A 13,291-nucleotide genomic window follows, 5' to 3' on the forward strand; every position below is an offset into this window, starting at 1 on the left:
GTCGCGGGGTCCGGAGCGGACCCCGCGACCAACTGTGTTGTGCCGGTTAGGCATTCGTCAGGCGGCGTCGAGGGCCGCAGTGATTTTGCGGGCCATCGCGGCCACGGCGGGGCTCGGCTGGCCTTTGCGGGGCTGGGCGGCGGCTTCGACGGCGACCAGGACGGTGTCGCGGAAGTTGTCGGCCTCGCCGGGATGCTGGTTGCCGAGCAGGTGCATGGCCGCGGTCAGGCTCGGCAGTACGTGGTCGGCGAGGTCGGCGACGGACTTGCCTTGCAGGTGAATGTCTTTGGACTTGGCGGCGAGCACGTGCCCGATCAGTCCGGTCGCCGAGGTCAGGGCGATGGAGCCGTGGGTGATGCCCCTGTGCGGTGCGCCGGAGGCGGCCATCAGTGCGACGGCGCCGTAGGCGGCGGTGCGCAGGGTGCTCTTGTCCTGGTCGGTCAGGCTGATGGTGGTGGACATGTCGTGTACTCCTCGAAATCGGTTGTGGCACTGACTGTGTCGGTGCCGGTCGTTTGTTCGATGGACACACTGTCGCCGGGCCGACTGATGCCGACCTGACACGCACCTGATACTTCCGCTGACACCGCGATCAGCCATAGGCAGGCGATCACATGGCCCAGCTCGGAGCGTCGAGGAGTTATTGGTCGGCAGCGGCCGCTACGGACTCAGCGTCCCGCGGCGGCGAGCTGGTAATCCGCTTCGAGCAGCATCCATCCGCTCAGCTGTACCGAGAGGTCGCGGCTCAGGTTCGCCGACGGAACGGTGGACGAGTGCGTGAGCTGGGGAAAGGTTCCCAACGGCTGCGGCACGGTGACCGGGCGGGTCCAGTCCACGCCGAACAGCGGTAATCCGTCCACCTCGGCGCGGTTTTTCCAGGCTGCCCGTGCGGACACGTGCACGATATTCGCGGCGGTGGTATCGCCCAGCGCCAGTGCGGCTTCCGCGAGATATCGAGCGAGGATTCCCATGAACAACCCGGAGTCGTCCCCGGACGCCGTGGCGATCACCCCGGCGTCCGTGAGCCCTTCCCCGACTGCGTCAACGAGGGCCGACACGCGCCTGCGATGGTCCGATTCTCCTGTGCGCAAGGCCAATTCGGTCTCCAGCCCGATGGCAACGCCCTGGCAGTAGGTGTGCACCGTCCGCTCTACCCGTCCGCCTGGCTCGTGGACACCGTCGAGGATCAGGCCGCTTTTGGTGTCGTGCAATCGTGTGTACAGGAAGTCCGCGAGTTGTCCGGCGCGGGACACTTCGCCCAACCGTGCCATCGCGATACCGGTCGGACCGATCGCGGGGGTGTTGTAGTACTCGTCGCCGGAGCGCCATGGCACCGCGCCGACGGCCGGGTTCCAGCCGTCGATCAAGTCGGCTTTCAGGTCGCCGACGGCATCGCCGAACCGGATACCGAGCAGCCGGTCGGCGCGTTCGAGCGCCAGCGCCAGCCACGCCATATCGTCGTAGTACCGGTTGGTCCAGCCGGTCAGGTTGCGGGTCCGAATGCCGCGCGCGACGGCGGCGACCCGGCTGATGCGTTCGGGGGTGCGGGCGCGGTACGCGGCGTCGATCGCACAGTCGAGCAGGTGGGCTTGCCACCAGTAGCACCATCGCATGAACGACTGGTCGAGCAAGGACGCTGGCCAGAGCAGCGTGCCGAGCCGCATCTGTGGTTGCCCCCAGAGCGTGCGCACGTGCCGCTGCACGATCGCCTGTTCCGCGAGGTCCGCCCGCTTACCCGGCTCCTCGGGACCAGCGGACACTTTCCGCGTGATCATCACCGCTTGCGTCGGCTCCGCGACCACGGACAACGCGACCGACGCGCCACCTGCCAATAGCACCCTGCGCCGGCTGATTCCTTTGTTCCGGCGATCCATCCGCTCGGACTCCCTTTACTGAACAACGATCACCGCAGCCGGAAACCATGCGGTTCTATTCTATCCCGCAACGACCACCGCGGCTCGGTGAGCGACCGCGTCAGGGCAGGCGTCAACCGCCGAGCGCGGCTCCTGCCGGTGTCGGATCGAGGAACGCGGTCGGCCGCGTCGCTACCCGTTGCGAGCTACAGATTCGGGCGGCGGTCCTGCCACGGCGCCGCGATCTCCAGTTGCGTGGCTACCCGCAGCAGCAGGTCCTCGCGGCCGGGCGCGGCCACCAGTTGCACGCCGATCGGCAGACCGTCGGCCCCTACGTGCAGGGGCAGGGTGATCGCGGGCTGGCCGGTGAAATTGACGAACGGGGTGAACGGCGCGAACTGCTGGCTGCGGCGCAGTGGGGCCAGCGGGTCCGACGGGTCGGAGCCGAGCGTGCCGTTCGGCAGCGGCGGTTCGGCCTGTGTCGGGGTGAGCAGCAGGTCGTGGTCGTCCCACCAGCTCACGACGGACCGGGCGAACCCGGCGACGCCATCGAGTGCTGCCTGCCGATCCGCGGCGCTCACCTCGGCGCCGAGCACGTCGAGAGTCCAGTTGAGCGGCTCGACGTCCGTCCGGCGAAGATCAGCCCGGCAGCGCGGAAGCGCGCCACCAGTGGACTGTCCGTCTCGGCCGGCTGGGCCTTGGCCTTCAGCGCGATGTTGGCGTCGGTGCAGACCTGCCCCGCGACATCGGTCAAAAGGTCTTTGATCAGGAACGGAACACCGGCCAGCGGTCCGGTCGGTGCCGCCGCGGCGGCCGCGCGCGCCTGGTCGAAGTAACGCAGGGTGACCGCGCCGAGGGCCGGGTCGAACTGCTCGATCCGCTCGATCGCGGCCTCAACGAGTTCGCTTGGCTTCACCTCCCCCGAGGCGACGAGTGCGGCCTGATCGGTCGCGTCCAACCAACGGGTTTGTTCGGCAAGCAAACTCACGCCACCCTTTCTAGCACTACACGGCGGGGTCAAGGCGCACCGGAAGTCCGGTGAGGGTGGGGAAGCCGAACTTGTTGTGCCAGACCAGATCTGAGTACTGGCCTGCCAGTCGCAGGTCCGGGAAGCGCTGGAGCAGAGCGGAGAACGCCACCGTCGCCTCCATCCGCGCCAGGGGCGCGCCGACGCAGAAGTGGGCGCCGTGACCGAAACCCAGATGCTGGCTGGCATCGCGCCCGATGTCGAGACGGTCGGGCTCGGTGACATACGCAGGGTCATGGTTCGCGGCGGCAACGGCCACATACACGAATTCGCCCGCGGGGATCTGCACATCGCCGATCCGCGCCGGTTCGGCGGTGTAGCGGATGGTGGAGAAGTGGATCGGGCCTTCGAATCGCAGGAACTCGTCCACGGCACTGGGCAGCGCCGACGGGTTCGCACGCAACGTCTGCGACAGCGAATCGTCGCGCAGCAGTGCGAGGGACCCGGTTGTCAGCAGGTCCACCGTCGTTCCGTGACCGGACACCAGCAGCAGGACGGCCATGTCCAACAGCTCGGCTTCGGTGAGCGATTCACCGTCGGCACGGGCGTGTATCAGCTTGGAGAGCAGATCGACGCCCGGGTCGGCCCGCTTTCGCGCCACCAATCCCCGTAGATAGGAACGCAACTCACGAAATGCCTCGGCACGCTCGTCACCGACGATCTGGAAAAGCTCACCGGCCCAACGCTGGAACCCGGGCACATCGTCGCGTGGCACCCCGAGCATGTCGCAGATCATCCGGACCGGCAGCGGCAGCACGAATGTCGCGAGCAGGTCGACCTCGTCGTGTTCGGCCATCTCGTCGAGTAGCGAGTTGGTGGTCTCCTCGATGTGCGGCCGCAGCTCGGCGATGACCCTCGTGGTGAAGGCTTTGTTGACGAGCTTGCGCAACCGGACATGTTGGGGCGAGTCACTGTTGGACAGGTTGTGATCGAGGTTGGCGAGCGGCGCGTTCGCGGGCGCCTCGGGATGCTTGCGGCGGAAGAGCTCTTCGATTCCGTCGGCGCTCTTGCGCAACCGCGAGTCCCGCAGTGCGGCACGGGCTTCGGCGTAACCCACGACCAGCCAGGCCACCACTCCGGTGGGCGCCTGTACGCGCAGCACCGGGCCTCGTTCTCGCCAACGGTGGTAGTGCGCGTGCGGATCAGCGTAGAAGTCGTCGTCCAGCGTTTCGATGGGTGTCGAGGTCGCGATATCCATGGGCGCCTTAGCCATTCGCCGAGTGTGCAAGATTTCCCGATCTTCCACGGTACGCACGACGCGTAATTTTTCCGTCACAAAACTATCATATGAATCTATTTCTTACGAAAAGACACTGCCGCGTAACAAGTTTCACATACGCTCGGCGAGTACCTGTGAACCAGGTGCACGCACCGAACACGCTCACAACCCAGAGGTGGAGTCATGACTCTCGTACGTATGGTCAAAAGGATGAAGCAGGAGAAGAGCCTGAAGAAGTACGCCTGGTACGGGTGGCTCTGACCCTCCAGCTAGTTGTTGCACTCGCGCCCGCCTGTTACCCCGTCGGGCGCGAGTCCCACTTGTCATCCAGGAGTCGTCATGTCCATACGGCACAGTGCCGGAAATTCACGGACCGTTGTCTTCGCGCCGCGAATCGCCGAGCTCTTCGAAAAGTACCGTGGTACGGACCTGTTTCGGCTCGAGCCCGACACCATCGGCATCGCCGGAGCCGACCTGATGGACGCGGTACTCGGCGCCAGGCCAGCACGGCACGACGAACGCCCGACCTTCAAGCCCGTGCGTCGGCGGCTGGTCAGCCGGGCCGATGCCGCCACATTCATGCAGGCCGTCAGCGTGGACGTGCGCACAGCGTTGAAGGCTCCGCTCGATGCCGATGGCCCGCTCGTCGGCGTCTGGCCGCAGCGGGCGCACGACTACGTTCGCGATCTCGTCTTCGGCCGTGAAGATATGCGCTTCCGGGTGCTCGTCGATCGCAGGCTCGAGTTGACGCCGAAGCTGACCTGGTCGGTGGTTATCTCGGGTGCCGCGCTGATCGGCAGAACGGGGCAGGAGCGACCGCTGTCGAAGTTGGCGACCCAGGTGTTCCAGGCCAACGATTTTCGCGATCGCCAATACGCCATGTACCTGTATCGCAGGGTCGCGGCGCCGGTGTGTTTCACGGTGGCCGCTCTGGTCACCAGCGCCCTGTGGCTGGCGTCGCCGCTCGATCCCGAAACCTCGAATCGCAACATCCTGCTCGAGGCCCTGCGATTGCTGCCGCCGTCCTGGAATCTCCTGCGCCTCAAGGGATCTGAGTATTCGGCGGTCGACGCACGGATCGACGTTGGCGACGACCTCCTCCTGCTTCCCCTGCTCAGCCAGCGCGACCCGCGGCTCTGGGAGGCCCCCGACGCGTTCCGCCCCGAACGATGGGACAGCCTCGACCCCGAGAGTCACCCCGGCTACCTCCCGTTCGGCCATGTGTCGGAACGATGCTGGGGCCGTCACATGGTCATGCCACTGGCCGAACGCGTACTCGACCTCGCACGTCGCGACGGCCTCCGAGTCGACCCGAACCAGACCGTCGGAAAGGTCGAACTCGACGGACTGCTCGAGATCGCGTCCGTGCGGGTGTGCGCTGGATCGCCTGTGGCACAGTAGGTTCATGCCCTGCGGGCATGCTCCAGGCTTATCGCAAGGCCGCCTGGGTCGCGAATGCTCGTGCGGCAGAAACAGTTACGCTCACGCGAGGGCGCCGTTCCTCGGTCGTACGCCTGACCGAGGTCTCGGTAGCCGAGCGTCGAAGGTGAGCTGGCCTGGTAGCCCGAACCCACGACGCGAGATTCCGCCGTGGGAGCACCGAACTCCGCCCGTTACCCGGAATGTCAGTCGAGTTTCTTGAGCATCTTGATCGAGGTTGTTTCGTAGCCGAGTGATTCGTAGAGGGCTCTGGCGCCTGTGTTGAAGCCGAAGACGTTGAGGCCGAGGGTGGTGGCGCCCTGTGTTCGGGCGTATTGCTCGCCGAGGAGCATGGCCTTTCGACCGAGGCCCTGGCCGCGCTTGTCGGCGTCGATCGTGATGTCCCAGATCCACCAGGCGCCGACGAGGCCGCTGCTGGCTGGTCCGATCCAGAGGTAGCCGACGATTGTCTCGGCGTCATCGATCACGTCGAAGACCACGTGGCCCGGCTTCGGCATGCCGGAGGGGAAGGAGCGGGCCAGGCTTTCGCCAGCTTGCTGGTAGGCGTCCTCGGGCGACTGGCCCATCACGACAAGATCTTTGGTGTACTCGTCTCGACTGTGCGCGAGCCAGGCGGGTAAGCGGCGGGCGTCCAAGTGGCGCAGGGCTACAGGCATCGAATCAGCGTTGCACACCGGCGACGTTGGCGCGATATCGCCCGTGGTCAGGTTATTGGGTGGCTGGTTGTCGGTGTCGGATGCGAGGATCGTCGGTATGAGGTTGGAGACAGCGGTGGGCTGCCGTAGTCGAGAGGGGCTCGTCACGGCGGTCCGGGCGGGGGCTCATCCGAAATGGCTTATGTTCTGGGGTCATCGGCCATTGGAGGGTGGGGGAGTGGGGGCGAGCTGTTTGAGTCAGTGGTGGCCGTCTCCCTTCGTCGTCGATGGAACGACCTACCCCTCCGCCGAACACTGGATGATGGCGGAAAAGGCCCGGATCTTCGGTGACAAGGAAACGCGGGGGCGGATAGTGGCGGCGCGTAGCCCGGCGGAGGCGAAGCGGTTGGGTCGGCTGGTGCGCGGTTTCGATGAGCGGACGTGGGCAGCTGAGTGTTTCGAGGTGGTCGTCGAGGGCAGCGTGGCTAAGTTTGGGCAGTATGCGGAACTGCGGTCGTACCTTCTCGGCACGAACAAGCGGGTGTTGGTCGAAGCCAGCCCGGTAGACCGTGTTTGGGGTATCGGGCTGGCCGCGACGGACGAACACGCGACCGATCCCGCGCGCTGGCGCGGTCTGAACTTGCTCGGTTTCGCTCTGATGGAGGCCCGGTCACGGCTGGACCGGTGATCGAGGTGGCGAGCTGGAATGGCATTCTCCAGCAGCGTGATTCGGCCACGGTGGGCTCCCGCCAGCCGGGAACCATGCCGACCAGCATGTTGGTAATCGTCAGCTAACGGTCGAAGCCGGTTTTGTACCGTCGATCGATGGACGGTTCGGCCTCGCGCGAACATCCGTCTCGTTTCGGTCGGGGTTCGATTGATCTGTCGTACTCGAGCGATATCATCAGGGTGAACGCGGTGTGGTTTGCGAAGGTAACGGGCGCGCACCGCTGGTGGTCTTCAAACATCGGAGTGGACGCTCATGGCCGCAGAACCGGACCGCATCGGTGTCGATTCGAGTGTCGCGGAACGCGGCCCGACGGCGCTGCGCATCGCGGTCGGCGGTCAATTACGCAAGCTGCGTGAGGGCCGCGGCATCACGCCGCAAGCCGCAGGCGATCACATCCGCGGCTCCTCCGCCAAGATCAGCCGCCTCGAACTCGGCCGCACCGGATTCAAGGAACGCGACGTCGTAGATCTGTTGGCACTGTACGGGGTCACCGATGCCGACCAGCGGGAACTCCTGGTAGATCTGGCTCTCAAGGCCAATGAGCCGGGCTGGTGGCATCGATACAACGATCTGCTGCCGTCCTGGTTCGAGACCTACCTCGGGTTGGAGGGCGCGGCGCGGACGATCAGAACCTTTGAAGGACAACTGGTTCCGGGGTTGCTGCAAACCGCGGACTACGCCACCGCCGTTGTCGCGGTCGGCTACGACAACTCCGAGTGGCCGCGTCGACCCGATCGGCCGAGTCTCGACGTCCAGGCGGCTCGACGGGTGGAGTTGCGCACCAAGCGCCAGGAGATCCTGGATGTCCGTGGCGGGCCGACGCTGTGGGCGGTGGTGGATGAGGCCGTGTTGCATCGGCCGGTCGGTGGCGCGAAGGTATTGCGCGAACAGCTCGAGCATCTGGTGGAGATGTCGCACAATTCGCGGGTCATCATCCAGGTGCTGTCCTACGAGTCCGGCGGCAACGCGGCGGCAGGCAGTTCGTTCACGATGCTGCGCTTCGCCGAGCTGGAACTGCCCGACATCGTCTACCTGGAACAGCTGACCACCGCGCTGTATCTTGACCGTCGCGAGGACCTCCACCTCTATCGCGAGGTGATGGACCGGCTCGCCGTACAGGCCGAGACGCCGGAACGATCGCGTGCGCTGATAATGGCCGCGGCCGCGAAGCTGTGAATCGCGTCCGGCGCAAGCTGTTCGGCTAGTGGCTCATGCGGTCTGGCCAGTGAACTCGGTGACCAGGCTGTAGGGCGCGTTGTCGCCGAAGAGGGACTCGTGAAGTTGGGTGCCATCGGCGGCGGCCTCGGTACTGCGCGGGAACATGGCCTGCTCGTATTCGGTGAGCGCGGCCTCGACGTCATCGGGATGTGCGGCAAGGGCCTTGCCGAGCTCGGCGCCGTCGTACATGGCCAGGTTGGCTCCCTCGCCGTTCGAGGCGGCGACGTGCGCGGCGTCGCCGAGCAAGGTCACCCCCGGCACGCGGTCCCACCGGTGTTCGATCGGCAGCGCGTAGAGGGGGCGCAGGACCGGCGCGGTATCGCTGTCGGTGATCAGCGCGGTGAGTTCGGGTGCCCAGCCGTCGAATTCGTGCGCGATCCGCGCGGCGGCCGCGGCGGCATCGGTGAAATCGATGGTGGCGAACCAGTCCCGCGACTCGGTGAGCACCACGTAGGTGTGCAGCGTGTCGCCGCTTTCGCGATGCGCCTGGATCCCTTTGCCCGGCGCGAGCGCGAACATCGACCCGCCGCCGACCGCCTTCGCGGCGGCGGGGTGCCTGGTTTCGCTATCGAACAGATAGGTCTCGATGAACGACCTGCCGAAGTACTCGGGTACCGCGTCGGAGAGCAGCGGACGGACTCGCGACCAAGCGCCGTCCGCGCCCACCAGCAAGCTGGTGACCACGGTGCCGCCGTCGGCGAAGCTCACCTCGTGACGCCCCGCGCCGAGTGCGCGGACTTCGCTGACCTTGTGGCCCCATCGGACGGTGTCGCCGGGTAGCGAGTCGAGCAGGATCTGTCGCAGCGCGCCGCGCTGCACCTCGGGGCGTCCGCCCGTGCCGTCGTCGGGTTGGTCGAACAGGAGGGTCCCGTCCTGGTCGAGAACGCGAATCGCCTGACGGCCGTCCAAAACGAGGCTGCGGAACTCGTCCATCAGTCCGGCCGCCGCGAGGGCGAGCTGTCCGTTGTAGTCGTGAATGTCGAGCATCCCGCCCTGCGAGCGGGCCGTCGGCGAGGGTTCCGCCTCGTAGACGGTGACCGGGATGCCGTGCACGTGCAGGACGCGGGCCAGGGTGAGGCCGCCGAGTCCGGCGCCGATGATCGTGACGGGAGTGGGCATGGTGGCTCCTTCAGGGGCGAGGCCGTCTCGCGGCCATCTATGGAATGTCGTTCCAGGCTAATATGTTGGAACAACGCTCCAGACATGTCAAGATGGCGGCATGGCACCGCGGACACGCAAGGCGGAACGACGTACAGAGGCGCTCTCCCGGGAACGCATCGTCGAGGCCGCCGTCGAGCTGCTCGACGCGGCGGGCGAGGGCGGGCTGACGTTCCGGACGCTGACCGAGCGCCTCGCCACCGGGCCCGGGGCGATCTACTGGCATGTGGCGAACAAGGGGGAGCTGCTCGCCGCCGCGACCGACGCCGTCGTCGTCGCCGCGCTGGCCGGCGCGCCCGCCGAGTCCGCGGGCTCACCGCAGGACGAGATCCGCGCCGTCGCGCTCGCCCTGTTCGACGCGATCGACGAACACGCGTGGTTCGCTACCCAACTCGCTTTGCAGTTCTCCCGCAGTCCCTGGGGGGCGGTGACGCCGCGGATCTTCGAAAGCATCGGTCGGCAGGTCCGCGCGCTGGGCGTGCCAGCGGGTAACTGGTTCACGGCGACCTCGGCACTTGTGCACTACATCCTCGGCGCCACCAGTCAGAACGTCGCGAACGGTCGCGATCTCGGTCCCGGTGTCGGCCGCGCCGAGTTCCTCGACGCCGCCTCGACGGCATGGGAAGACCTCGACCCGGACGACTACCCGTTCACCCGGGCCGTCGCGGATCAACTGCGCGAGCACGACGACCGCGAGCAGTTCCTCGCCGGGATCGATCTCGTCCTCACCGGCATCACCGCCCTGCACCTGTCCAACGGGTGAGAGGCGCTGCAGCGCAGCACATCTGCCCGATGCCGTGTGGGGAGCAGTCTCTTGTGGCATCGGCCACGTAGCCCTAACCTTGCTTGCGCTCGGTGTCTCTACCAATCGGAAGGAAATCGAATGAAGAAGTTGTGGTCAACGATTGCCGGTGTCCTGGTGGCCCTCGCCGCGGGGTCGGTTGTCGGCGCCGTTCCGGCCGGTGCGGACACGTCCAACGATCAGATGCTGTCCGTGGTGAACGCCTCGCGTGCGAAGTACGGAGCATCCGCACTGACGTGGAACGCCGATTTGTCTTCCAGCACAAAGCAATACGCCGAGGCGTGCAAGTTCGAGCACTCCGATTCGGGCGGCCGCTATGGGGAGAACCTGTATGCCGGGACCGGTAACGTCAGTTTCGATGACGCGGTGCAGAGCTGGATGGCCGAGGCGAGCGCGTACGACTACAACCATCCCGGCTTTTCGTCCGCGACCGGACACTTCACCCAGGTCGTGTGGAAAGGTAGCACGCAGATGACCGTTGGCATCGGCTCGTGTCCGGCGGGCACCATCTTCGCTCAGCCGAGCACCTTCATCGTGGCTCGCTTCACGCCGCCGGGGAACGTCGATGGGCAGTTCCCGGAGAACGTCGGGCGGCCCCAAAACTGAGCTGAATATGTTGGCATAGAACATATTTCGGCCGCATAGCTACGTTGCACGCGGTTCGGGAAGCACTGGGAGAGGAACGTCATTGCTGAGCAATATCCGTGCGGGACTGTCGACGGTCGTCATAGCGCTGATCGCGCCGATTGCCCTCGGCGGTCCCGCGGCAGCTGGCAATGACGTTGCCCCGGAAGGGATTCCCGCCGCCGAATGCATCGATCAGTCGATCCAGCTCGGTCCGGAGGAAGCGCGCTTGCGCAGGCCGGAGCCAGCCGCGCTGATCGAGGGCGGCGGCTTCACCGACCTCGTGCAATCGTTCGTATCGGATCTCTGTTCGACGACGGATTACCCTGCGGCACTCGCGTTGGCCACCGCCGATGCGCGAAAGCTGTGGCACCACGCGGTCGGCCGGGCCCAGGGCAAGCAGTCGAGCGGCTCGCTATCCGCGAGCGACGATCGGCCGCTGTATTGGGCTCGGCTGGCCGAAGTGGCGTCGGTGCGGCAGTGGAAGCCGTCGTTCGGATTGTCCGCACAGCAGCGCGCGGATCTCGTCGCGGCGATCGACCACTCCGGTCGCGGCCAGGATGCCATCGCATTCTCGACGCCCCGCTCGACCACCCGGCATATGTTGATCACCGGCTTCGACCCCTTCAAGTTGGACACCGACATCAGAGGTGGGAATCCGTCCGGCGCGGCGGCCCTTGCGTTGAACGGCAAGATCATCGAAACCGACCACGGCCGTGTCGAATTCGCCGCCGCGATGCTCCCGGTGCGCTGGCGTGACTTCGGCGACGGCGTCGTCGAACAGACCCTGCGGCCGTTCTTGACCGACGGCGCCGACCGGGTGGACCTGTTCGCCACGGTCAGCGTCGGCAGCCCCGGCGAATTCGACCTCGAGCAGACCAACGGGTCGTGGCGCGGCGGAAAGGCAGACAACGAATCCATCTGCTACCTGGGCCGCGTCCCCAATACCGCGGCTGCCGCGGGTGCGGAACCGCAGTGGACTCGATCGACCTTGCCGCTACCGGAGATGGCAGCCGTTCCCGGGCCGTTCCCGGTCAAGGTGCGCACCTCGGTGGATACCGCACTGCCCTTCCTTCCCGCACTGCCGGTCATCACGGCCTGCGGATTGCCCACCATACCGAGCGTCCCCGTTCCCGACGGCCCGCCGCCGGACTCGACCGCCTGGGCAGGCGGCGGTGGAAGTTACCTGTCCAACGAAAGTGCCTATCGCGCAACACTATTGCGCGACGTAGTGGGTGCAGACATGCCCGGTGGTCACATCCACACCCCGGTGCTCGATGGGCTATCGGAGACCGGATTGACCAGTCCGGAGTTCGACGGAAACCGGGACGCGATCATCACCCAACTCACCAATCTGTTCCTGACCGCCGCGGACTCGGGGAGGGCCTGAACGGGCTCGGCCCAAGGTACGCAGTCTGCGTCCAAATCACCTGAGTACCGCTATATTCGTGGAGACGCGTGCAGCGGCTGACGACTCGAACCAGCTGTCGTGCTCGATGTGGTGGAGATAGCCACATCGAAGCCAGCGCTCAGCTGCGTAGCGCAGGGTGAGAGGACGTCACGATGAGCTCGAGCGACAGGGACGATCGGGCGATCTCGTTCGATCGGCCCACCTCAGCGCGCGCCTACGGGTGGATGCTGGGCGGCAAGGACATTTACCAGGCCGACCAAGACATCCTCCTCTATATGCTTGGTCGGTTTCCGGAATGCGTCGACATCGCGCGTCAGAACCGCCAATTCCTCTACCGCGCGGTCCGCTATCTGGTCGAGGAAGCTGGCATCAGCCAGTTTCTCGACATGGGGTGCGGACTGCCGACCGACAACAACGTCCACCAGGTCGCCCAGCGGTTCAACCCGGACGCGCGCGTCGTCTACGTCGATATCGACCCCATCGTCCTTGCGCACGGCCGCGCGCTGCTCGCCGACTACCGGGCGAGCACCACCGTCGTCACCGCCGACATGCGCACGCCCGAATTGATCCTCGCCGACCCCGATGTCGGACACCTCATCGACTTCACCGAGCCGGTCGCCGTGCTGTTCCTGTCCGTCGGCCATCACCTCAAAGACTTCGACAAGGTCGGCAAGGGCGCGCGACATGTGTTGCGGCACATCATCGATAACGTCGCGGTGCCCGGCAGCCACCTCGCCTTCTCTCAGGTCGTCAGCGACGACCCCACCCTCGGCGAAGCGTTCGCCGCGAAGATCGACGCCTCCGGAATCCCCTGGCAGAGCCGTACCCCCGCCGAGGTAGACGCCCTGTTCGACGGCCTCGAACAGATCACCCCCGGCCTCGTCAACCTCGTCGACTGGCGCCCCGACCCAAACCAGCCACCCCTCGAACCGGTCCCCGAGCCCCTGCGCCGATACATCGGCGCCACCGAACGCCGCACCAACGTCTACGAATACGGCGGAATCCTGCGCAAACCCTGAACCCCGCCCGCGATACGCGGCTGTGGCAGCGTGCTCGTGTAGCCATGGATGGCACTGGGGGAGAAGTCGATCGGACAGCCGTCCTGACGACGATGTCGTACGCACGCATCGGCTAAGGCCTGCGCCGACTCGATGGAACCGATGAGCATCGAGCT

The 13,291-nt window shown here is 66.1% G+C and carries 15 protein-coding genes; 8 read left to right on the forward strand and 7 right to left on the reverse strand.

Annotated elements, in window-relative coordinates:
- Window positions 1–57: 57 nt before the first annotated feature.
- From OG203_RS42460 to OG203_RS42480, 5 genes are all read right to left on the reverse strand, one after another.
- On the reverse strand, window positions 58–462 hold the full coding sequence (locus tag OG203_RS42460) for a hypothetical protein (RefSeq protein WP_405162838.1): 405 nt from the start codon (window positions 460–462) through the stop codon (window positions 58–60).
- A 206-nt stretch (window positions 463–668) separates the two neighbouring features.
- The gene (locus OG203_RS42465) at window positions 669–1,874 is read right to left on the reverse strand and encodes a glycoside hydrolase family 76 protein (protein ID WP_405162839.1); all 1,206 of its coding nucleotides are present in this window, start codon (window positions 1,872–1,874) and stop codon (window positions 669–671) included.
- A gap of 185 nt (window positions 1,875–2,059) precedes the next feature.
- Window positions 2,060–2,449: an amidase family protein gene (locus OG203_RS42470; protein WP_405162840.1), complete on the reverse strand. Its 390-nt coding sequence runs from the start codon at window positions 2,447–2,449 to the stop codon at window positions 2,060–2,062.
- Entirely contained in the window at window positions 2,431–2,841 is a 411-nt protein-coding gene (locus OG203_RS42475) for an amidase family protein (RefSeq protein ID WP_405162841.1), read from the reverse strand. Before OG203_RS42475 ends, OG203_RS42470 begins: the two co-directional genes overlap by 19 nt.
- A gap of 16 nt (window positions 2,842–2,857) precedes the next feature.
- Window positions 2,858–4,093, reverse strand: a complete 1,236-nt coding sequence (locus OG203_RS42480) for a cytochrome P450 (protein ID WP_405162842.1) — start codon at window positions 4,091–4,093, stop codon at window positions 2,858–2,860.
- A gap of 189 nt (window positions 4,094–4,282) precedes the next feature.
- On the opposite strand from OG203_RS42480, the gene OG203_RS42485 reads away from it, so the two are divergent.
- Complete coding sequence (locus tag OG203_RS42485) at window positions 4,283–4,360, forward strand: tryptorubin family RiPP precursor (RefSeq protein WP_405168175.1); 78 nt, start codon at window positions 4,283–4,285, stop codon at window positions 4,358–4,360.
- Between the two features lie 78 nt (window positions 4,361–4,438).
- On the forward strand, window positions 4,439–5,500 hold the full coding sequence (locus tag OG203_RS42490) for a cytochrome P450 (protein WP_405162843.1): 1,062 nt from the start codon (window positions 4,439–4,441) through the stop codon (window positions 5,498–5,500).
- Window positions 5,501–5,724: 224 nt separating this feature from the next.
- On the opposite strand, the gene OG203_RS42495 is transcribed toward OG203_RS42490, so the two are convergent.
- Window positions 5,725–6,195 carry a GNAT family N-acetyltransferase gene (locus tag OG203_RS42495; protein ID WP_405162844.1) on the reverse strand — a complete coding sequence of 157 codons (471 nt, stop codon included), beginning with the start codon at window positions 6,193–6,195 and terminating at the stop codon, window positions 5,725–5,727.
- 181 nt (window positions 6,196–6,376) lie between these two features.
- Between OG203_RS42495 and OG203_RS42500 the strand changes: the two genes are divergently transcribed.
- Together OG203_RS42500 and OG203_RS42505 are read left to right on the forward strand one after the other, a co-directional pair.
- Entirely contained in the window at window positions 6,377–6,862 is a 486-nt protein-coding gene (locus OG203_RS42500) for an NADAR family protein (RefSeq protein WP_405162845.1), read from the forward strand.
- A 294-nt stretch (window positions 6,863–7,156) separates the two neighbouring features.
- Window positions 7,157–8,080 (forward strand): helix-turn-helix domain-containing protein, encoded by a 924-nt coding sequence (locus tag OG203_RS42505; protein ID WP_405162846.1) that lies wholly within the window; start codon window positions 7,157–7,159, stop codon window positions 8,078–8,080.
- 33 nt (window positions 8,081–8,113) lie between these two features.
- Here the strand turns inward: OG203_RS42505 and OG203_RS42510 are convergent, their stop codons facing one another.
- The gene (locus tag OG203_RS42510) at window positions 8,114–9,241 is read right to left on the reverse strand and encodes an FAD-dependent oxidoreductase (protein ID WP_405162847.1); all 1,128 of its coding nucleotides are present in this window, start codon (window positions 9,239–9,241) and stop codon (window positions 8,114–8,116) included.
- Between the two features lie 100 nt (window positions 9,242–9,341).
- On the opposite strand from OG203_RS42510, the gene OG203_RS42515 reads away from it, so the two are divergent.
- From OG203_RS42515 to OG203_RS42530, 4 genes are all read left to right on the forward strand, one after another.
- Window positions 9,342–10,043 (forward strand): TetR/AcrR family transcriptional regulator, encoded by a 702-nt coding sequence (locus OG203_RS42515; protein ID WP_405162848.1) that lies wholly within the window; start codon window positions 9,342–9,344, stop codon window positions 10,041–10,043.
- Window positions 10,044–10,163: 120 nt separating this feature from the next.
- Window positions 10,164–10,688 (forward strand): CAP family protein, encoded by a 525-nt coding sequence (locus tag OG203_RS42520; protein ID WP_405162849.1) that lies wholly within the window; start codon window positions 10,164–10,166, stop codon window positions 10,686–10,688.
- An 82-nt stretch (window positions 10,689–10,770) separates the two neighbouring features.
- Window positions 10,771–12,096, forward strand: coding sequence for a hypothetical protein (locus OG203_RS42525; RefSeq protein ID WP_405162850.1), 1,326 nt, complete (start codon window positions 10,771–10,773; stop codon window positions 12,094–12,096).
- Window positions 12,097–12,269: 173 nt separating this feature from the next.
- Window positions 12,270–13,136, forward strand: coding sequence for an SAM-dependent methyltransferase (locus OG203_RS42530; RefSeq protein ID WP_405162851.1), 867 nt, complete (start codon window positions 12,270–12,272; stop codon window positions 13,134–13,136).
- The last annotated feature ends 155 nt before the right edge of the window (window positions 13,137–13,291 follow it).

This window comes from Nocardia sp. NBC_01499 (assembly GCF_045040275.1).
Classification (GTDB): Bacteria; Actinomycetota; Actinomycetes; order Mycobacteriales; family Mycobacteriaceae; genus Nocardia.